The 18,660-nt window shown below is 73.7% G+C and carries 20 protein-coding genes and 4 tRNA genes; 13 read left to right on the top strand and 11 right to left on the bottom strand.

The window, feature by feature from the left end; all coding sequences use genetic code 11:
• Positions 1 to 4: 4 nt before the first annotated feature.
• Together BLW63_RS11650 and BLW63_RS11645 are read right to left on the bottom strand one after the other, a co-directional pair.
• On the bottom strand, positions 5 to 559 hold the full coding sequence (locus BLW63_RS11650) for an MOSC N-terminal beta barrel domain-containing protein (RefSeq protein ID WP_091155713.1): 555 nt from the start codon (positions 557 to 559) through the stop codon (positions 5 to 7).
• Positions 556 to 1,002 carry an HNH endonuclease gene (locus tag BLW63_RS11645; protein WP_244522516.1) on the bottom strand — a complete coding sequence of 149 codons (447 nt, stop codon included), beginning with the start codon at positions 1,000 to 1,002 and terminating at the stop codon, positions 556 to 558. Before BLW63_RS11645 ends, BLW63_RS11650 begins: the two co-directional genes overlap by 4 nt.
• Before the next feature lie 215 nt (positions 1,003 to 1,217).
• Between BLW63_RS11645 and BLW63_RS11640 the strand changes: the two genes are divergently transcribed.
• Positions 1,218 to 1,766 carry a dihydrofolate reductase family protein gene (locus BLW63_RS11640; protein ID WP_091155707.1) on the top strand — a complete coding sequence of 183 codons (549 nt, stop codon included), beginning with the start codon at positions 1,218 to 1,220 and terminating at the stop codon, positions 1,764 to 1,766.
• Positions 1,767 to 1,899: 133 nt separating this feature from the next.
• Here the strand turns inward: BLW63_RS11640 and BLW63_RS11635 are convergent.
• The 4 genes from BLW63_RS11635 to BLW63_RS11620 all read right to left on the bottom strand — a co-directional run bounded on the left by BLW63_RS11635 (position 1,900) and on the right by BLW63_RS11620 (position 4,015).
• A tRNA-Val gene (locus tag BLW63_RS11635) sits at positions 1,900 to 1,971 on the bottom strand.
• A 24-nt stretch (positions 1,972 to 1,995) separates the two neighbouring features.
• Entirely contained in the window at positions 1,996 to 2,445 is a 450-nt protein-coding gene (locus tag BLW63_RS11630; protein WP_244522515.1) for a TIGR02611 family protein, read from the bottom strand.
• A gap of 41 nt (positions 2,446 to 2,486) precedes the next feature.
• Positions 2,487 to 3,371: an anti-sigma factor domain-containing protein gene (locus tag BLW63_RS11625; protein WP_091155700.1), complete on the bottom strand. Its 885-nt coding sequence runs from the start codon at positions 3,369 to 3,371 to the stop codon at positions 2,487 to 2,489.
• Positions 3,368 to 4,015 (bottom strand): sigma-70 family RNA polymerase sigma factor, encoded by a 648-nt coding sequence (locus BLW63_RS11620; RefSeq protein WP_091156239.1) that lies wholly within the window; start codon positions 4,013 to 4,015, stop codon positions 3,368 to 3,370. The genes BLW63_RS11625 and BLW63_RS11620 overlap by 4 nt, the downstream gene beginning before the upstream one ends.
• A 128-nt stretch (positions 4,016 to 4,143) precedes the next feature.
• On the opposite strand from BLW63_RS11620, the gene BLW63_RS11615 reads away from it, so the two are divergent.
• The 4 genes from BLW63_RS11615 (at position 4,144) to BLW63_RS11600 (ending at position 4,955) form a co-directional block, all read left to right on the top strand.
• Complete coding sequence (locus tag BLW63_RS11615; protein ID WP_091155696.1) at positions 4,144 to 4,587, top strand: SsgA family sporulation/cell division regulator; 444 nt, start codon at positions 4,144 to 4,146, stop codon at positions 4,585 to 4,587.
• Between the two features lie 65 nt (positions 4,588 to 4,652).
• Positions 4,653 to 4,725 (top strand) — tRNA-Gly (locus tag BLW63_RS11610).
• A 41-nt stretch (positions 4,726 to 4,766) separates the two neighbouring features.
• Positions 4,767 to 4,837: transfer RNA gene (locus BLW63_RS11605), tRNA-Cys, on the top strand.
• A 46-nt stretch (positions 4,838 to 4,883) separates the two neighbouring features.
• A tRNA-Val gene (locus BLW63_RS11600) sits at positions 4,884 to 4,955 on the top strand.
• 98 nt (positions 4,956 to 5,053) lie between these two features.
• Here the strand turns inward: BLW63_RS11600 and coaE are convergent.
• Entirely contained in the window at positions 5,054 to 5,650 is a 597-nt protein-coding gene (gene coaE, locus BLW63_RS11595; protein ID WP_091155692.1) for a dephospho-CoA kinase, read from the bottom strand.
• 144 nt (positions 5,651 to 5,794) lie between these two features.
• Here coaE and BLW63_RS11590 point away from each other — a divergent pair, with 144 nt between their 5' ends.
• Entirely contained in the window at positions 5,795 to 6,064 is a 270-nt protein-coding gene (locus BLW63_RS11590; protein WP_091155689.1) for a hypothetical protein, read from the top strand.
• A gap of 184 nt (positions 6,065 to 6,248) precedes the next feature.
• On the opposite strand, the gene rpsA is transcribed toward BLW63_RS11590, so the two are convergent.
• Positions 6,249 to 7,709 (bottom strand): 30S ribosomal protein S1, encoded by a 1,461-nt coding sequence (gene rpsA / locus BLW63_RS11585; RefSeq protein WP_091155685.1) that lies wholly within the window; start codon positions 7,707 to 7,709, stop codon positions 6,249 to 6,251.
• Positions 7,710 to 7,923: 214 nt separating this feature from the next.
• Between rpsA and BLW63_RS11580 the strand changes: the two genes are divergently transcribed.
• Positions 7,924 to 8,778, top strand: coding sequence for a class I SAM-dependent methyltransferase (locus BLW63_RS11580; protein ID WP_091155680.1), 855 nt, complete (start codon positions 7,924 to 7,926; stop codon positions 8,776 to 8,778).
• A gap of 66 nt (positions 8,779 to 8,844) precedes the next feature.
• Here the strand turns inward: BLW63_RS11580 and BLW63_RS11575 are convergent, their stop codons facing one another.
• Together BLW63_RS11575 and polA are read right to left on the bottom strand one after the other, a co-directional pair.
• Complete coding sequence (locus BLW63_RS11575) at positions 8,845 to 9,378, bottom strand: GNAT family N-acetyltransferase (RefSeq protein ID WP_091155676.1); 534 nt, start codon at positions 9,376 to 9,378, stop codon at positions 8,845 to 8,847.
• 224 nt (positions 9,379 to 9,602) lie between these two features.
• Positions 9,603 to 12,347 (bottom strand): DNA polymerase I, encoded by a 2,745-nt coding sequence (gene polA / locus BLW63_RS11570; protein ID WP_091155673.1) that lies wholly within the window; start codon positions 12,345 to 12,347, stop codon positions 9,603 to 9,605.
• An 87-nt stretch (positions 12,348 to 12,434) separates the two neighbouring features.
• On the opposite strand from polA, the gene BLW63_RS11565 reads away from it, so the two are divergent.
• Positions 12,435 to 12,839 (top strand): PaaI family thioesterase, encoded by a 405-nt coding sequence (locus tag BLW63_RS11565; RefSeq protein WP_091155670.1) that lies wholly within the window; start codon positions 12,435 to 12,437, stop codon positions 12,837 to 12,839.
• Between the two features lie 63 nt (positions 12,840 to 12,902).
• Here BLW63_RS11565 and BLW63_RS11560 read toward each other — a convergent pair whose 3' ends face one another.
• On the bottom strand, positions 12,903 to 13,547 hold the full coding sequence (locus BLW63_RS11560; protein ID WP_170856737.1) for a GNAT family N-acetyltransferase: 645 nt from the start codon (positions 13,545 to 13,547) through the stop codon (positions 12,903 to 12,905).
• A gap of 291 nt (positions 13,548 to 13,838) precedes the next feature.
• Between BLW63_RS11560 and BLW63_RS11555 the strand changes: the two genes are divergently transcribed.
• From BLW63_RS11555 to BLW63_RS11535, 5 genes are all read left to right on the top strand, one after another.
• Entirely contained in the window at positions 13,839 to 15,110 is a 1,272-nt protein-coding gene (locus BLW63_RS11555) for a branched-chain amino acid ABC transporter permease (RefSeq protein ID WP_170856736.1), read from the top strand.
• A 3-nt stretch (positions 15,111 to 15,113) separates the two neighbouring features.
• Complete coding sequence (locus BLW63_RS11550; protein ID WP_091155662.1) at positions 15,114 to 16,112, top strand: branched-chain amino acid ABC transporter permease; 999 nt, start codon at positions 15,114 to 15,116, stop codon at positions 16,110 to 16,112.
• Positions 16,102 to 17,172 carry an ABC transporter ATP-binding protein gene (locus BLW63_RS11545; RefSeq protein ID WP_211517087.1) on the top strand — a complete coding sequence of 357 codons (1,071 nt, stop codon included), beginning with the start codon at positions 16,102 to 16,104 and terminating at the stop codon, positions 17,170 to 17,172. Before BLW63_RS11550 ends, BLW63_RS11545 begins: the two co-directional genes overlap by 11 nt.
• Positions 17,169 to 18,041: an ABC transporter ATP-binding protein gene (locus BLW63_RS11540; RefSeq protein ID WP_211517086.1), complete on the top strand. Its 873-nt coding sequence runs from the start codon at positions 17,169 to 17,171 to the stop codon at positions 18,039 to 18,041. The genes BLW63_RS11545 and BLW63_RS11540 overlap by 4 nt, the downstream gene beginning before the upstream one ends.
• 132 nt (positions 18,042 to 18,173) lie before the next feature.
• Positions 18,174 to 18,593 carry a DUF7712 family protein gene (locus tag BLW63_RS11535; RefSeq protein WP_091155659.1) on the top strand — a complete coding sequence of 140 codons (420 nt, stop codon included), beginning with the start codon at positions 18,174 to 18,176 and terminating at the stop codon, positions 18,591 to 18,593.
• The last annotated feature ends 67 nt before the right edge of the window (positions 18,594 to 18,660 follow it).

The following is an 18,660-nucleotide window of genomic DNA, read 5'->3' as shown; positions in this document are numbered from 1 at the left end:
CGGCTCAGCCGGGCAGCACCTCGACGCGGTCGCCGACGCGCACCGTCCCCGGCCGCCGGACCTCGGCGTAGACGCCGAGGCAGTGCTTGGGGGTGCGGGTGACGGCGACCTCCACCTCGCCGAGGCGCACGGTGCGACCGACCCACGACCGCTCGTCCTCGCCTCCGGGCAGGTCGAGCAGCAGGTTGGCGCGCGGATCGTCGGCCGCGCACCCCTCGGGGACGTCGCCGGCGTCGGCGCGCGCGATCGCCCCGCGGCTGACCAGGTGCACCGCGGCGGCGTCGACCTGCGGCTCCCCGGACCGCTGCAGGCGCACCGGCCGGCCCAGGACCTCGGTGAGCGTGATCGTGTCGGCCTCGTCGTCCCCGGTGGCCACGACGCCGGCCATCTCCGGGGTGCTCTTGACCGTCACGCGCTCCCCCGTCGCGGCGTCGACGACGGTCCAGGCACGGTCGCCGACCAGGCCGGCCGGCTCGACCCGCGCCTCCCCGACGGTCCGCCCACCGAGGCTCTTCACCGGGTAGACGCTCACCTGCACGACGCTGCCCGCACTCGTCACGAGGCGACCGTACGTCCATCCCCCGAGGGCGGTCGCCGGCGGCGCAGCCGGCGCAGCTGCGCGTCGAGGTAGGGCCGCGCCCGCCGCTGGCCGCCCTCGCGGTCGATCGCGGCCTGCAGGGCGTCCAGCGCCCGGCCGAGCCGGCCGGCGTCGGGCTGCCAGCCGCGCCGCTCGCACTCCTCCAGCCAGTCGACCGGCGCCCGGTGACCGCGCTCAGCGTTGCAACGGCGGCAGGCGGCGACCTCGTTGGCCAGCCACGAGGGCCCGCCCTTGAGCCGGGGGACGACGTGCTCCGTGGTCGGCTGGACCAGGCCGCCGAGGACCCGGCCGCACCAGATGCAGGTGTCGCCGTCCCGCTCGAGCACCTCGGTCAGGCGCTCGGCGCGCCCGGGCTGGCGCGGGCGGACCGGCACGGGCGGGGCGGGTGGCCGGCGGCGGGACATCGTCCCCATGGTCCCCCGCTCCGGGCCCGCGTGCCGGGGCGTCGGCCGCGGGCTGCGCCCGGGGACCCGGTCGGAGAGGTCGCGGGGCACCCTGCCCGGACGGCGCGCTGCCCACCGATGAGAAACGGGATCGGCCAAGGTCTCCCCCACGACACCGACTCCCGGCCCCGCGACGACCTCCGCGGCCGGGCCCCAGCACACACGGAGGACCACAGATGGGCGCGATCAGGGTGCACGAGTTCACCACCGTCGACGGGGTCGTCGACGCACCGATGTGGACGATGGACTACGGCTTCCCCGACGACCTGGCCGCCTCGATCGGGGCGATCACCGCCCCGGCCACGGGCATCCTGCTGGGCCGCACGACCTTCGAGATGTTCGCGCCGGCCTGGTCGACGCGCACCGTCGAGGACGACCCGGGCGCGCCGTTCTTCAACGACACCCAGAAGTACGTCGTCTCCTCGACCCTCACCGACGCCGAGTCGGTGTGGCGCAACTCCACCGCGATCGGCGGCTACGACGCCGGCCGGATCCGCGAGCTCAAGCAGCAGGGCGACCTCTACGCCAGCGGCAGCGCCACGCTGGTGCGGGCACTGCTGGCCGACGGTCTGGTCGACGAGCTGCACCTGTACGTCTACCCGGTCGCGGTCGGCACCGGCATCCGGCTGTTCCCCGAGGGCACCGCGCAGAAGCTGTCGCTGCTGGGTGTGGAGGACCTGAGCAACGGGGTGGCCCACCTGACCTACGGGCCGGCGACCGCCTGACGACAGCCGGGTGAGCAGCGCAGCGAGTTCTGCGAGCGGGGAGCGGAGCCCGGCGCGGAGGCAGGCCGTGGGGGCCGCCCGACCCCTGGACGGCGGGAGGCCCGGGTCCGACGGACCCGGGCCTCTCATGCTGTGGGCGATACTGGGTTCGAACCAGTGACCTCTTCGGTGTGAACGAAGCGCTCTACCACTGAGCCAATCGCCCCGCGGCAGTCATTCTGCCAGACGCTCAGCGCCAGAGCGGCACCCACCCCGGCACCCAGTCCGGGACGCCCATGGCGTGCAGCACGACCACCAGGACGCCGTAGACGAAGGCGGCGGTGGCCAGCCCGACGGCCACCCGCACCCACACCCGTTGCCGGCCCAGCCACTCGGTCCACGCCCGAACGTGCCGGCGGGTGAAGTCCAGCAGCCGCTCGGCCCAGGTGAACTCGGTGGCCAGCAGGAACAACCCGGCGATGACGGTGAGCCAGCCGGGGCCGGGCAGCGGGATGGTGACCAGCCCGAAGGTCACGACCAGTGCCCCGACAGCGCCGACGACCAGCCGGTAGCCGTGGTCGAGCGGACGGCGGGCGGCCAGCCGCCGGCGCCAGTGCGTGGCGGCCACGCGCTCGCGCAGCCTGCGGTGGTGGCCCTCCTCGGACGCGCGGGGCCGCCGCGCCGCCGACACGGGAGCCACCGGCTGGCCGGTGCCGGAGGAGGCCACCGTCTCCGGACCGTTCAGCTCGGCACCTCCCCCGACGCGACGACGTCACTGGGCTCCGGCGGAGCCGAGCGGCCGGGCTCGAGGCTCACCGCGTAGCCGGTGTAGGCGTCCGACCCGGACGTTCCCGAGCCTACGGTCCGGAGCGCCGGTTGCGGCGACGTGACGTCGAAGACGCCCAGCGGGGTGGGCGCCCCGGGGCCGAGCCCCCACACCACGTACGTCTGCTCGCGGACGTCGTTGGGCGCCAGCCCCTGGGACACCACCTGCAGCTCGCCGTCGCGGGCGACGACGGTGGCGACCGTCGCGCCGTCGGCCGACAGCGGCGCGATCGTGGCCTGGCCGGGGACCAGCAGCGCGTCGACCAGTTCGGCCTGCTCGGTGGCGGCCGCCTGCGCCTCTTCGCGGGCCGAGTTGAGCACCACGTTCCACGTGCCCAGGGCGAGGATCGCCGCGACCGCGGCCGCCACGAGGGCGTTGGGCACCACCCGGCGCCACGGGGACCGCGGGTCCACCGCGCCCGCCGGCACCGGCGCCCGGTGCGCGCCCGCGGCCGAGATCTCGAACCGGTAGACGGGGACGGGGTCGTCGGTGGCCGCGGGCGGGACCGGCGGCGTCCGCTCGTCCCCCCGGGCCGGGCGCGGCAGCTGCTCGGTCTCCTCCACCGCGGCGCGCAGCCGGTCGCGCAGCCGCTCCGGGGGGTCGACCGGCGGCAGGTCGCCGACCAGGGCGCCCATGACGTCGGTCGTCTCGGTCACCGTCCGCCGGCAGCGGGGGCACGTGGGCAGGTGGGCGGCGAAGAGCTCCTCGTCCTCGGGCTCGAGCGCGTGCAGCGCCCAGCCGACGGCGAGCTCGTCGAAGGTCTCGTGCTCCTCGCGCCGCGGGTCCTGGGGAACGGTCACCGGCTCGTCCCGTCGGCCGGCGCGGACGCGCCGAGGGCGCCGCCCGGAGCGACGCCCGCGCCGCCGAGCTCCTCGCGGAGCCGGCGCATCCCGGCGAGCATGCGGGTCTTGACCGTGCCCAGCGGCGTGCTGGTCAACGCCGCGACCTCCCGCTGTGTGTAACCGCCGTAGTAGGCGAGGGTGAGCGCCTCCCGCTGGGGGGCGGGCAGGGCGCTCAGCGCGCCGCGCACCTGGTCGGACACCACCCGGCTCCACGCCTCGTCCTCGACGTCGCGCGACGACGTCGGGGACGCCAGGGCGAGGTCGTCCCCGGCCCGGGTCTGCCGGCGGCGGTGGGACTCCTCCCGGCGGACGGCGTCGACCGCCTTGTGGTGCACCATCGCCATCAGCCAGGAGGAGAAGGAGCCCCGGGCGGCGTCGAAGGCACCGGGGTCGCGCCACACGCTGAGGAAGACGTCCTGCACGACGTCCTCGGCCAGGACGTCGTCGGCGAGGATCCGCCGGGCGAGCGCGAAGGCCGGGCGGCTGTACCGGTCGTAGAGCTCGTCCACGGCGCCCCGGTCGCCCGCGCGCATGCGCAGGAGGAGGTCGGCGCCCACGGGGTCGTCCCCGACGCGCCGTGCCGGACTGCTCACGAGCCCCATCGTCACACGCGGTCTTCGCGACAGGAGGGCGACGCGGTTCAGCTGTGCCCGGAAGGGGCACACAGCGGAACGACACGCCCGGTGATCGCCGGGCGTCACCTCGGTCAGGGAAGGTCGTTGTTCGAGACATGATCAACCGCGCCACGCCCGGGTACACGTGCCCGACGACGTTGCACCTGGTCGGTCCGCAGTCGTGGACCGAGGTGCCCGCTCTGCTCAGCTACGAGGTGAGCGACCCGTTCGCCGTGCGGATCACCTTCGGCGACGGCGCCGAGGAGGACGGCATCTCCTGGCTCGTGGGCCGGGACCTGCTGCAGGCCGGCCTCGGTCAGCCCACGGGCGAGGGCGACGTCCGGCTGTGGCCGTCCCGCACGTCCGGCGACGTCCTCTTCCTGCACCTGCGCGCGCCCTCTGGCGAGGCGCTGTTCGAGGTGTCCCGCGGCACGGTCGCCGGCTTCCTCCAGCTGACCGCGAGCGTCGTCCCCTTCGGCGAGGAGTCCTCCGTGCTCGAGGTGGACGGTGAGCTCGCCGCCCTGCTGTCCAACGGCGGCGCCGACCCGACGGGTCGGTGAGCCCGGGGAGACCCCCTGCGAACCCCCACCCGGGGTCGGGTATGGTTCTCCCTGCACACAGCAACGCGGACGTGGCTCAGTTGGTAGAGCATCACCTTGCCAAGGTGAGGGTCGCGGGTTCGAATCCCGTCGTCCGCTCGGAACCTCGGGCGCTGGTCGTCAGATCGGCGCCCCCGTGCGGTGGAGTGGCCGAGAGGCGAGGCAACGGCCTGCAAAGCCGTCTACACGGGTTCAAATCCCGTCTCCACCTCGGCCCCGCCGAGAACGGTGGAGCGGACCGGCCGGTCGGCCGGAACGGGCGATTGGCTCAGTGGTAGAGCGCTACCTTGACACGGTAGAGGTCACTGGTTCGAACCCAGTATCGCCCACGGCGCGAGAGGCCCGGGTCCCACGGACCCGGGCCTCTCGCCGTTCCCGGAGATGGACGCCCGCCCGGGACCGGTGTCCCCCCGCCGTCGGCGACCCGTCAGTCGAGGGCCGGCGCCACGCGTTCTGCCCAGAAGCGCTCCACCTGCGCCTCGAGCTCCTCGACGGTCCCGCTGTTGTCGAGAACGACGTCGGCCACCGCGCGGCGCTGCTCGTCGGTCGCCTGCGCCGCGATCCGGGCCCGGGCGTCCTCCTCGGACAACCCCCGGCCGACCAGCCGCCGCACCCGGGTGTCCCGGTCGGCCTGCACGACGAGCACCAGGTCGTACGAGCCGGCCTGGCCGGTCTCGACGAGCAGTGGCACGTCCTGCACCACCACCGCGTCCGGCGGCGCCGCGGCGACCAGCTCGGCCGCGCGGGCCCGCACCAGCGGGTGCACGATCCCGTCGAGCCGGCGGCGGGCGTCGGGGTCGGCGAACACCACGGCGGCGAGGGCCGGGCGGTCCAGGGCGCCGTCGGGGGTCAGCACGCCCCGCCCGAACGCCGCAACGACGGCCTGCAGGCCCGGCGTGCCCGGCTCGACGACCTCGCGGGCGATGCGGTCGGCGTCGACGACCCGCGCGCCGCGGGCGGCCAGCAGGCCGGCCACCGTGCTCTTGCCCGATCCGATCCCGCCGGTCAGCCCGATCCGCAGCACGCACGGACAGTAGCCAGCGCCCGGGAGACGGTCACGGACGGGTAACACCCACCTGTCGTGCCCGGCGCGTCGCTCCAGTCACACGTGCCCCATGGGCAACTCTCTCCCCGGCGATCTCCCCCGCCCAGAGAGGCAGAACCGACCATGTCCCGTCCCGCGCACGCCGCCCCCTCGTCGACCCCCGCCGCCACCCGACGCAGCCCCGGTCGGCACCGGCTCGACCGCCCCACCGGCGTGCGGTGCACGGACCTGCCCATGGTCCGCGAGCGGCTGGAGCGCAACGCCGCCCGTCCGCGCAACGCCTTCCTCCGCTGGCTGTCGGCGACCGCCCCGGCCGGCCGGCACACCTGGCAGTTCCTCGCGAACTCCGGCGGCCGCCCGCGCACCGCGTTCGCGATCATCCTCAGCCTCTGAGCAAGGACCCCGTCCCACCCGGCCGCCCGGCCCTGCAGGGTCCCGCCGCGAGCCTGCGGGTGGCGGGGGCAGGGGTCCTCCGATCGTCCCTCTTCGGGGATGGGAGGGACGACCGAGGCCCGGGACCCCGCGGGGTCCCGGGCCTCGGCCTCAGGTGGTGCTGCTCAGCCGCGCTGAGCGCGGGTCACTCGCCGCCGGCGAGCTTGGCCCGCAGAGCCGCGAGCGCCTCGTCACTGGCGAGGGTCCCGGCGGAGGTGTCCCCGGTCTCGACCTCGCCGCTGGAGTAGTTGCCGCCGGCCGCGGCCTCGGCGTCGGCCTCGCGAGCCGCCGCGATCTGCTTGCGGTGCGCCTCGAAGCGGGACTGGGCCTCGGCGTACTGCCGCTCCCACGTCTCGCGGGCCTCCTCGTAGCCCTCGAGCCACTCGCCGGTCTCCGGGTCGAAGCCCTCGGGGTAGATGTAGTTGCCCTGGTCGTCGTACGAGGCGGCCATGCCGTAGGCGGCCGGGTCGAACTGCTCCTCGTCGCCGATGACGCCTTCGTTGGCCTGCTTGAGGGACAGCGAGATGCGGCGCCGGTCGAGGTCGATGTCGATGACCTTGACCAGGATCTCGTCGCCGACCTGCACGACCTGCTCGGGGATCTCGACGTGGCGCTCGGCCAGCTCGGAGATGTGCACCAGACCCTCGATGCCCTCGTCGACGCGGACGAACGCACCGAACGGCACCAGCTTGGTGACCTTGCCGGGCACGACCTGGCCGATCTGGTGGGTCCGGGCGAACTGGCGCCACGGGTCCTCCTGCGTCGCCTTGAGCGACAGCGAGACCCGCTCGCGGTCCAGGTCGACGTCGAGGACCTCGACGGTGACCTCCTGGCCGACCTCGACGACCTCGGACGGGTGGTCGATGTGCTTCCAGGACAGCTCGGAGACGTGCACCAGACCGTCGACGCCGCCCAGGTCCACGAACGCACCGAAGTTGACGATGGAGGAGACGACGCCGGTGCGGACCTGGCCCTTGGCGAGCTTGTTGAGGAACTCGCTGCGGACCTCGGACTGGGTCTGCTCCAGCCACTGCCGGCGGGAGAGGACGACGTTGTTGCGGTTCTTGTCGAGCTCGATGATCTTCGCCTCGAGCTCGCGGCCCACGTAGGGCTGCAGGTCGCGGACGCGGCGCATCTCGACCAGCGAGGCGGGGAGGAACCCGCGCAGGCCGATGTCGAGGATGAGGCCACCCTTGACGACCTCGATGACGGTGCCGGTGACGACCTCGTCGGCTTCCTTCTTCGCCTCGATCGTGCCCCAGGCGCGCTCGTACTGGGCGCGCTTCTTGGACAGGATCAAACGGCCTTCCTTGTCCTCCTTCTGGAGGACGAGGGCTTCCACCTCGTCGCCGACGCTCACGACCTCGTTGGGGTCGACGTCGTGCTTGATGGACAGCTCGCGCGAGGGGATGACGCCCTCGGTCTTGTAGCCGATGTCCAGCAGCACCTCGTCCCGGTCGACCTTGACGATGACGCCTTCGACGATGTCGCCGTCGTTGAAGTACTTGATCGTCTGGTCGATGGCGGCGAGGAAGTCCTCGGCGGTGCCGATGTCGTTGACGGCGACCTGGGGGGTGCTGTTAGGACGGACCTGGGTGGAGGTCATGTGGTCGAGTGCTCCGGACGGGGGGTGCGTAGGGACAGGACGACCCGCGGCCGGGTGACCGCGGGGAGCGGGGAGAGCCGGCGCGCGCCGATCCCGACGGGGACAGCACTGACAGACCTCTGGCGCATTCCCATGGTACGGAGCCCGGCACCGCCCGGTCCACCTGGGTCGACCCCCTCGCCGGGACCTCCCGGCGTGTCACGATCGGCGTGTCATGGACACCCCGGCCGCACCCCCACCCGCCCTGTCCCTCGCCGACGACGGCTACCCGGCGCCCAGCGGTGTCGCCCGCCGGCCGGCGGGGACGGCGGAGTCGGTGCGGGCCAACCGCCGGTGGTGGGACGCCGCGGCGCCGGCCTACCTGGCCGAGCACGGCGGCGACCTCGGGGACGTCGACTTCCTGTGGTGCCCCGAGGGGCTGCGCGAGTCCGAGGCGCACCTGCTCGGGGACGTCGCCGGCCGCCGGGCGCTCGAGGTCGGCTGCGGGTCGGCGCCGTGCGCGCGCTGGCTGCGCCGGGAGGGGGCCGACGTCGTCGCCCTCGACCTGTCCGGCGGGATGCTGGCCCGGGCCGCCGCGCTCAACCGCGCCACCGGCATCGACGTCCCGCTGCTGCAGGCCGACGTCGGGGCGCTGCCCCTGACGACGGGGAGCGTCGACCTGGCCTGCTCGGCGTTCGGCGGGCTGCCGTTCGTCGCCGACGTCGAGGGCGCGCTGGCCGAGGTGGGGCGGGTGCTGCGGCCCGGCGGGCGCTTCGTCGCCTCGGTGAACCACCCGTTCCGCTGGCCGCTGCCCGACTCCCCGGAGCCGGAGGACCTGCGGGTCGTCTCCTCCTACTTCGACCGGACGCCGTACGTGGAGACCGGGGAGGACGGCGGGACCGTCTACGTCGAGCACCACCGCACGGTCGGCGACTGGGTGCGGGCGGTGGTCGGCGCGGGGTTCGTCCTCGAGGACCTGGTCGAGCCGGAGTGGACGCCGGGCCGCACGCAGGAGTGGGGTCAGTGGTCACCCGCCCGCGGCGCGCTGGTCCCCGGGACGCTGCTCCTGGTCTGTCTCAAACCCCGCTGAGGACGGAGCGGCCCGGATGCAGGGGCCCGCGCCGAGCGTGCGAGGCGTGGGGGGCATCCGGGTCCTTTACCAGACGTCGCCGTCGCGCCAGTCGCAGGTCAGGGACCCGTCGAGGTCGAGCGGTACGGCGTGGGGGAGGACGAGGACCGCCCCGTCGTCCTCCGGGGTGCGGACGGTCCCCGCCGGACCGAGCACGGACGTCGGCCCGCGCCACCGCTGCCACCCCCGGTGGGCGTAGAGGGCGGCGCCGTCGTCGGTCGCGCCCAGGGCGCCGAGGTCGTACGCGTCGCGGACGACGTCCTCGAGCCGGGCCATGAGCGCCGACGCGACGCCGCTGCGGCGGTGGGCCGGCGCGACGGCGACCGCCTCGACGTAGCCGGTGCGCAGCGCTCGGCCGCCGTGGAGCAGCCGGCGCTGGACCACGGCGCCGTGGCCGACCAGCTGCCTGCCGTCCCACGCCAGCGCGTGCAGCCCGCCGAGGGCGTGGTCCCAGTCCTCGTCGTCGAAGTCGCCGTCGAACGCGTCGTCGAGCAGCGCCCGGGCCGCGGCGAGGGTCCGCGCCGGCAGGTGGGCGGTGTGCCGCAGCTCGACGGTGGCCATCCCGGGATCCTCGCAGCCCGACCCTCGACCTCGAGTCGAGGGTGAGAGCCGGGCGTGGTCCGCGCCGATCGTGGTGACACCGCGAGCCCGGCCGGGGACGGCACCCGGCAGGGTGGACCGGTCGCGGGGCCCGGAGGGCCTCCCGACCGGGGCACGGGCAGCGGCCGGCCCCGTCCCGGGGCCCGCCCTGAGCCTGCGAAGGGTGGGGAGGACGGGGTCCTTCTTCAGTGCGCGGCCTCGTTCCAGGTCCGACCGAAGCCCACCGACACCTCCAGCGGCACCGAGAGCTGCGCGGCGCCGGCCATCTCGCGGCGCACCAGGGCCTCCAGGGCCTCCCGCTCCCCTGGCGCCACCTCGAGCACCAGCTCGTCGTGCACCTGCAGCAGCATCCGGGAGCGCAGCCCCTCGGCGGCGATCGCCTCCTCCACGCGCAGCATGGCGACCTTGATGACGTCGGCCGCCGAGCCCTGGATGGGGGCGTTGAGCGCCATCCGCTCGGCCATCTGGCGCCGCTGCCCGTTGTCACTGGTCAGGTCGGGCAGGTAGCGGCGGCGGCCCAGCGTCGTCTCGGTGTACCCGGTCTGCCGGGCGTCGTCGACGACGCCGTCGAGGTACTCGCGGATGCCGCCGAAGCGCTCGAAATAGGCGTGCATCTGCTCGCGCGCCTCCTCGACGGAGATGCGCAGCTGCCCGGCCAGCCCGTACGCCGACAGCCCGTAGGCCAGGCCGTAGCTCATCGCCTTGATCCGGCGGCGCATCTCCGGGTCGACGTCCTCGATCGGGATGTCGTAGGCCCGGGACGCGACGAAGGAGTGCAGGTCCTCCCCCGAGGTGAAGGCCTCGATGAGCCCCTCGTCGCCGGACAGGTGGGCCATGATCCGCATCTCGATCTGGCTGTAGTCCGCCGTCATCAGGGACTCGTGGCCGGCCCCGACGACGAACGCCTGCCGGATCCGGCGGCCCTCGGCGGTGCGGATCGGGATGTTCTGCAGGTTCGGGTCGATCGAGGACAGCCGGCCGGTGGCGGCGATCGTCTGCTGGTACGTGGTGTGGACGCGCCCCACCTCGTCGACCATCGGGATGAGGCCGTCGATGACGGTGCGCAGCCGGGTGACGTCGCGGTGCCGGAGCAGGTGCTCGAGGAACGGGTGACCGGTCTGCGCCAGCAGGTTGGTCAGCGCCTCGGCGTCGGTCGTGTAGCCGGACTTGATCTTCTTGGTCTTGGGCAGGCCCAGTTCGTCGAACAGCACGGCCTGCAGCTGCTTGGGCGAGCCGAGGTTCACCTCGCGGCCGATGACCGCGTAGGCCTCGGCGGCCGCGGCGGCCACGCCGTCGGCGAACTCCCGCTGCAGCTCGTGCAGGAAGTCCAGGTCGGCGGCGATGCCGCGCTGCTCCATTCGGGCGAGCACGAAGGTGAGCGGCAGCTCCATCCCGCCGAGCAGCGCGTCACCGCCGCGCTGGCCGAGCACGGACTCCAGCGCGTCGGAGAGGTCGTTGACCGCCACGGCCTTGAGGACGTCGGCGTGCGCGGCCTCCCGGGCGAGGTCCTCCTCGGAGGGCCCCATGCCGTCGAGGGTCAGCTGGGACTCCTCGGCGGCGTCGTCCTTCAGCTCGCGGCGCAGGTAGCGGACAGCGAGGTCGGCCAGGTCGAACGAGCGCTGCCCGGGCAGCGCCAGATAGGCGGCCAGCGCGGTGTCGCTGACCACGCCGGCGAGGTCCCAGCCGCGCGCCCAGACGGCCAGCAGCGGGCCCTTCACCTCGTGCACGACCTTCTGCGTGGCCGGGTCGGCCAGCCAGTCGGCCAGCGCCTGCTCGTCGGCGGCGTCGAGGTCGGGGCCCAGGTCGACGAAGGTGGCGTGGTCGTCGGCCGCGGCCAGCGCCAGGCCGGTCAGCTCGCCGGTGCCCCGGCCCCAGGTGCCCCGGAAGATCAGCCCGGTGCGGCTGGTGCGGGCGTGCTGGTCCAGCCAGGCGCCCAGCCCGCCCGCGGGCACCTCGTCCTCGGTGACGTCGAAGCCACCCTCGGCCTCCGGCTCGGCGCTGGTGAGCGTGGCGAACAGCCGGTCGCGCAGCACCCGGAACTGCAGGTTGTCGAAGAGAGTGTGCACCTCGTTGCGGTCCCACGGGCGGACGGCGAGGTCGGCCGGGCCCACCTCCAGCGACACGGCGCGGTCGAGCTCGGTCAGCCGGCGGTTCTGCAGCACCGAGGACAGGTGCTCGCGCAGCTTGTCGCCGACCTTGCCCTTCACCGTGTCGACCTGGTCGACCAGCGCGTCGAGCGAGCCGTACTCGCGGATCCACTTGGCCGCGGTCTTCTCCCCCACGCTCGGGATGCTGGGCAGGTTGTCGCTGGGGTCGCCCCGCAGCGCCGCGAAGTCGGGGTACTGCGCCGGCGACAGGCCGTACTTGGCCTCGACCTCCTCCGGCGTGAACCGGGTCAGGTCGGAGACCCCCTTGCGCGGGTAGAGCACGGTGACGTGCTCGTTGACCAGCTGCAGCGCGTCGCGGTCGCCGGTGCAGATGAGCACGTCCATGCCCTGCTCGACGGCGGCCACGGTGAGGGTGGCGATGACGTCGTCGGCCTCGTAGCCCTCGGCGGTGATGACCGGGACGTGCAGCGCGGCCAGCACCTCCTGGATGAGGCTGACCTGGCCGCGGAAGTCGGTCGGGCTCTCGCTGCGGTTGGCCTTGTACTCCGCGTAGATCTCGCTGCGGAAGGTCTTGCGCCCCACGTCGAAGGCGACCGCCACGTGCGTCGGCTGCTCGTCGCGCAGCACGTTGATCAGCATCGAGGTGAAGCCGTACACCGCGTTGGTCGGCTGCCCGGTCGTCGTCGAGAAGTTCTCGACAGGCAGCGCGAAGAAGGCGCGGTAGGCCAGCGAGTGCCCGTCGAGCAGCAGCAGCCGAGGACGCGTGCCGTCAGCGGCGGGGAGGGCAAGGCTGGGCGCGGGGGCGGAGACCGGAGCGGACATCGCCGACGATCCTAAGAGGACCCACCGACGCCCCGGGTTCGACGAGCCCCGGCCGTCCCCCGGAACGGTGCTGGCTACGGTGCCGGGGTGACCGTGGACCGCCCCGCCTGGCTCGACGCCGGGCAGATGAGCCCCCTGGACGACAAGCTCGGCATCCGGATCACCGACTTCGACCCCGACCACGTCGTCGGCACCATGCCGGTCGAGGGCAACCAGCAGCCGTTCGGGCTGCTGCACGGCGGCGCCACCTGCTCGCTGGTCGAGACGGTCGGCTCCTGGGCCGCGGCGCTGGGGGCGGGCCCCGGCCGGCAGGCCGTCGGCGTGGAGCTCAACGTCAGCTACCTGCGGGCCGCCACCCAGGGGACCGTCACCGCCGTGGCCACGCCGGTCCGCCGAGGGCGGACGCTGGCCACCTTCACGATCGAGGTCACCGACGAGCAGGGCCGCGTCACCGCGACCGCCCGGCTCACGTGCATGCTCCTGGCCGCTTGATCCGGCCCTCCTGCAGGGGCCCGCCGCGAGCCTGCGAGTGGCGGGGGACAGGAGGGTCCTTCTTCAGCCTTCGGCCGCGTCGGGGAGTGGCAGCAGGCGGGCGGGCACGCGCCGGCGCACCGGCGGACGGCGTGGCACCGGGACGGCACCTCCGCCGCGCTGCCAGGCCGCCAGCGTCCGCGCGAGGGTCTCCCGCGGCACGATCCGCCGGGTGGTCAGCGGCGCGAACCCCATCCGGGCGAAGAAGCGCTGCCGCTCGGCCTCGTGCCCGCCGACGGCCCCGACGACGTGCGCGGCGCCCATCTCGGAGGCGTACGCCACGGCGGCCGACAGCAGCGCGGCACCGGCGCCGCAGCGGCGGTGGTCGCGGTGGACGACGAGGTTGTCGACGGTCACCTGCGGGACGCCGAGCACCACCGACAGCGGGTCGACGCCGAGCACGGCCAGGCCCACGGCCAGCTCGCGACCGTCGCCACCGCCGTCCGGGGCGTTCGGGCCGGGCAGCACGGCGAGCACGACCCGGTGCGCCGGGTGGGCGAGCAGCCGGCGGAAGCCTGCGGCCGCCGCGGCCCCGGGGGTCTGCCCGGTCAGCACCCCCTCGGCGTGGGCCTCGGCGCGGTGCTGGCGCACCAGGGTGAGCACGGCGGGCAGGTCGGCGGGACGCGCGGTGCGCGCCGTGACGCGGGACCGGGAACCGGGAACTGACACGGGGGCCTCCCTGGACGGTGGCCAGAGCCTGCACCCGCCGGCGGGCGTGATCACGACGGCGCGCCGCCCGTGGGACGGGCGTGACGGGTGCGGCGTGTCGCGGAGAGGTAACAGCTGGGCCGCGAGGACGTCGAACCGCAACACCGCTGGGTTACCGTCGCCCGTCATGCACAGAGCCAGGGAGGTCGAGTGACGCACGCACCAGGCCGTGTACCGGGACGCGGTGCACCCAGGGGACCCGGCCCCGCCCGGCGCCGGTCCGCGCGGGGAACCCGCGCCTCCGGTGGCCGGATGCTGCTCCGGCTGCTCCTGCTGACCGTCCTCGGCGGCCTCGCCCTGACGCTTGCACCCGCGGCCGCGTCGGCGCAGACCGAGGAGCCCGCGGCCACCGAGCAGGTGTCGGGCACCCTGCGGACCAACGTCATCGGGCCGGTCGAGGGCGTGGAGGTGGTCGTCACGACCGCCGACGGCGACGAGGTCGACACCGTGGAGACCGACGAGAACGGTCAGTGGGCGGTCCCGGTGCCCGGTCCGGGCCAGTACACGGTCACCATCGACGCCGAGGACCTGCCCGAGGGCGTCGTCCTCACCGGGGAGAACACCCGCACGGTCACCGTCGACGCCGGCCGCAACCAGGGCGTGATCATCGCGCTCAGCGACGGCAGCCGGGAGGCCGGCGGCGGCACGGTCCGGTGGATCCAGCTGTTCGTCGAGGGCCTGCGCTTCGGCCTGCTCATCGCCATGGCGGCGGTCGGCCTCTCGCTGATCTTCGGCACCACCGGGCTGACCAACTTCGCGCACGGCGAGCTGGTCACCATCGGTGCGATGGCCGCGTGGTTCATCAACGTGGACGGCGGCGTGCCGCTGATCCCGGCCGCACTGATCGCCATGGTGATCGGCGCGGGGGTCGGAGCGCTCAACGAGCTGGCGATCTGGCGGCCGCTGCGCCGGCGCGGCACCGGCCTGGTCGCCGCGCTGGTCATCTCGATCGGCCTGTCGCTGCTGCTGCGCTACCTGTACCAGATCATCTTCGGCGGCGGCTCGGAGGCGTACGCGGACTACCGCGGCCAGCGGGCGGTCGACTACGGCCCGTTCACCATGACCAACGCCGACCTGGCGTCGATCGTCATCGCGCTGGTCGTCCTGGTGCTGGTGGCCGTCATGCTGCAGCGCACCAAGATCGGCAAGGCGATGCGGGCGGTCGCCGACAACCGCGACCTGGCGGCGTCGTCGGGCATCAACGTCAACCGGGTGATCCTGGTCGTCTGGATGATGGGCGGCGCGCTGGCGGCCCTCGGCGGCGTCCTGCTCGGCCTCTCCGACGAGGTGCAGTGGGACATGGGCTTCCGGTTGCTGCTGCTGATGTTCGCCGGGGTCACCCTCGGTGGTCTCGGCACCGCCTACGGCGCCCTCGTGGGCAGCATCGTGGTGGGTGTCTTCGTGCAGATGTCGACGCTGGTCATCCCGAACGACGTCAAGTACGTCGGCGGGCTGCTCCTGCTGATCGTCATCCTGATCGTGCGGCCGCAGGGCATCCTCGGCAGCCGGGTGAGAGTGGGCTGAACGATGGGTGAGCTGATCGACGCCCTGGCCATCGCGCTCAAGGCCGGCCTGGGCTTCCAGGCCGTCTTTCTCGCGCTGCTGGCCATCGGCATCAACGTGCAGTTCGGCTACGCCGGGCTGCTGAACTTCGGGCAGATCGCCTTCGCGATGCTCGGCGGCTACGGCATCGCCATCTCGGTGAGCCAGTGGGGGCTGCCGTTCTGGGTCGGCGTCGTCGTCGGCCTGCTCGCGGCGGTCGTCCTGGCCCTGCTGCTGGGTCTGCCGACCCTGCGGCTGCGCGCGGACTACCTCGCCATCGCGACCATCGCGGCGGCCGAGGGGCTGCGGCTGCTGTTCCGCTCGGTGTCGGCCACCCCGGTCACCAACGGCACCCGGGGGCTGTCCGGCTTCAACGCCGACTTCGTGGCCATGGCGCCGTGGGACACCTCCCGCCGCTACCCGATCCTGGGCACCCAGTGGAGCGGCGCCGAGCTGTGGGTCACCACGGTGGGCTGGGTCCTCGTCGCGCTGTCCTGCCTGCTGATCTGGCTGCTGGTGCGCAGCCCCTGGGGCCGGGTGGTGAAGTCCATCCGCGAGGACGAGGACGCCGTGCGCTCCCTCGGCAAGAACGTCTACGTCTACAAGATGCAGGCGCTGGTCCTCGGCGGCGTGCTCGGCGCCCTGGGCGGCATGGTGTACGCGCTCGGCACCGCGTCGGCCAACCCCGACCAGTACCAGAACGCCAACACGTTCCTGGCCTACGCCGCCCTCATCCTCGGGGGCGCGGCCCGCGTCCTCGGCCCGGTCGTCGGTGCGATGCTGATGTTCTTCATCATCCAGTTCGCCGACACCGGGCTGCGTACGCTCATCGGCAACGGTGTCATCCCCGAGGACCTGCTCTCGGCGACCGACGTGGCGCAGATCCGGTTCGTGCTGATCGGGCTCGGACTCATGCTGCTGCTGGTCTTCCGACCACAGGGCATCTTCGGCGACCGACGAGAGGTGATGCTCGATGCCCGCTGACCCGACCCCCGGACAGCCGGCCCCGCACGGCGCGCACGCCTCCGGCGCGACGGCCTCCTCCGGCGCCGCCCCGGGCGCCTCGGCCCCGGAGCCCGCCTGGCGGACGGGTGACGCGCCGCGCCGGGTGGCCCAGGCGGCGCTCAAGGACCTCCCGTGGGAGGTCGGGGTGGCCAAGCCCGACCCGGCCATCGTCGTCGACGGGGTCACCCGCACGTTCGGCGGCCTCACCGCGGTGTCGGTCGACCACCTGGAGGTGCAGCGCGGCGGCATCACCGGCCTGATCGGGCCCAACGGTGCCGGCAAGACCACGCTGTTCAACCTGCTGACCGGGTTCGACCAGCCCAACACCGGGACGTGGTCCTTCGACGGCCGCCCGCTGGGCAAGCTCGCGCCGCACCAGGTGGCCCGGCTGGGCGTCGTCCGCACCTTCCAGCTGACCAAGGCGCTGTCGCGCCTGACCGTGCTGCAGAACATGCTGCTCGGGGCACAGGGGCAGCGCGGCGAGAGCTTCCTGCGCGCGCTGGTCCCCGGCATCTGGCGCGGCCAGGAGCAGGCGAACACCGAGAAGGCGATGGACCTGCTCACCCGGTTCAAGCTGGACCGGAAGAAGGACGACTTCGCCGGGACGCTCTCGGGCGGCCAGCGCAAGCTGCTGGAGATGGCCCGCGCGCTGATGAGCGACCCGAAGGTCGTCATGCTCGACGAGCCGATGGCCGGCGTGAACCCGGCCCTCACCCAGAGCCTGCTGGGCCACGTCAAGGACCTGCGCGAGCAGGGCATGACGGTGGTCTTCGTCGAGCACGACATGGACGTCGTCCGCGACATCAGCGACTGGGTGATCGTCATGGCCGCCGGCAAGGTGATCGCCGAGGGCCCCCCGGAGTCGATCAGCCAGAACCAGGCGGTCGTCGACGCCTACCTCGGCGCGCACCACGACGCCCCGCTCACCGTCGAGGAGGAGGACCGCGTCCTCGCCGAGGCCGAGGCCGCCATCGCCCGCGAGGAGAACGCCGACGGCGACGTCATCGGCTCCGAGACCCGACGCCAGGAGGACCGATGAGCACCATGGACGACCCGGCCATGGAGGACCCGATGTTCCAGGTCGGGCACTCCGACGGCGGCACGCCCGATCAGCGGGCGGTCGCCGGGGAGCTGTCCCGGGCCGAGCTCGCCGCCACCCGCGAGGAGCACGCGCGGCTCGCCGAGGGCGCGCTGGTGCGGGCCGACGAGCTGGTCGCCGGGTACGTGCCCGGCGTCAACATCCTCAACGGCTGCGACTTCTACCTGCAGGACGGCGAGCTCGTCGGCATCATCGGCCCGAACGGCGCCGGCAAGTCCACGCTGCTCAAGACGCTGTTCGGGCTCATCCCGGTGCGCTCGGGCACGGTCAGCCTCCGCGGCGAGGACATCACGTCTGCGCCGGCCCACCGGCTGGTCTCCCTCGGCGTCGGCTACGTGCCGCAGAACAACAACGTGTTCCCCTCACTGACCATCGAGGAGAACATGCAGATGGGCGCCTACCTGCGGCCGAAGGTCTTCCGCGAGCGCTTCGACTACGTGGCCGACCTGTTCCCGCTGCTCGGGGAGCGCCGCAAGATCAAGGCCGGGTCGCTGTCCGGCGGTGAGCGGCAGATGGTGGCCATGGGCCGGGCGCTGATGATGGAGCCGTCCGTCCTCCTGCTCGACGAGCCGTCGGCCGGTCTCTCCCCCGCCTACCAGGACGAGGTGTTCATCCGCTGCCGGCGGATCAACGCGACCGGCGTCTCGATCATCATGGTCGAGCAGAACGCCCGCCGGTGCCTGCAGATCTGCGACCGCGGCTACGTCCTCGACCAGGGTCGCAACGCCTACACCGACACCGGTGAGTCGCTGATGCACGACCCGAAGGTCATCGAGCTCTACCTGGGGACGCTGGCCAAGGCCCACTGAGGAAGGACCCCGCTGCCCCCCACCACTCGCGAGCTCGTGGCGGGACCCTGCAGCGGGGCCGTTCCAGTGCCTCACCCCGATGGCGCCGGTCTCCTATGGGGCCGGCGCCGTCGTGCTGGGTAGCCCCGGGGCATGAACTGGACCTGGGAGCTGCGGTCCCGCGACGGCGGGATGAACGGCCTGGAGTTCGCCCGGTGCACGACGGCGAGCGGCTTCTCCCGCGTGCTGGTGCACGCCGCGCCCGCCCAGCTGCACCTGGAGGTGCGGGCCGACGACGGCGGGCTGGTGCTGCGGGCCGACGCCGACCGGGACGGGGACTACTCCCCCGTCACGCTGCTGGAGTTCGACGGCGGGCAGGTCCGCCGCCGCGAGGTCTGGCCGGAGCCGGAGCTGTACGGCCTGCCGGTGCTGCTGCCCGGCGGTGAGGTCGGCGTCCTGACCTCCTGGGAGCACGCCGACGACCACAGCTGGTGGCGCTGGTCGGTCGAGTTCTCCAACCACACCGGCCGGCCGGCCGACTGGCGACCGGCCGGACAGCACCTGCAGCGCTGACGGGGCCGGACACACCGGTGGCCCGGCACCCACGCGGGGTGCCGGGCCACCGGGCCGGTCGGTCAGG

This window comes from Geodermatophilus africanus (assembly GCF_900107105.1).
Lineage (GTDB): Bacteria > Actinomycetota > Actinomycetes > Mycobacteriales > Geodermatophilaceae > Geodermatophilus > Geodermatophilus africanus.
The sequence above is the reverse complement of the archived record's forward strand: the minus strand, read 5'-3'. Positions and strand labels throughout refer to the sequence as shown.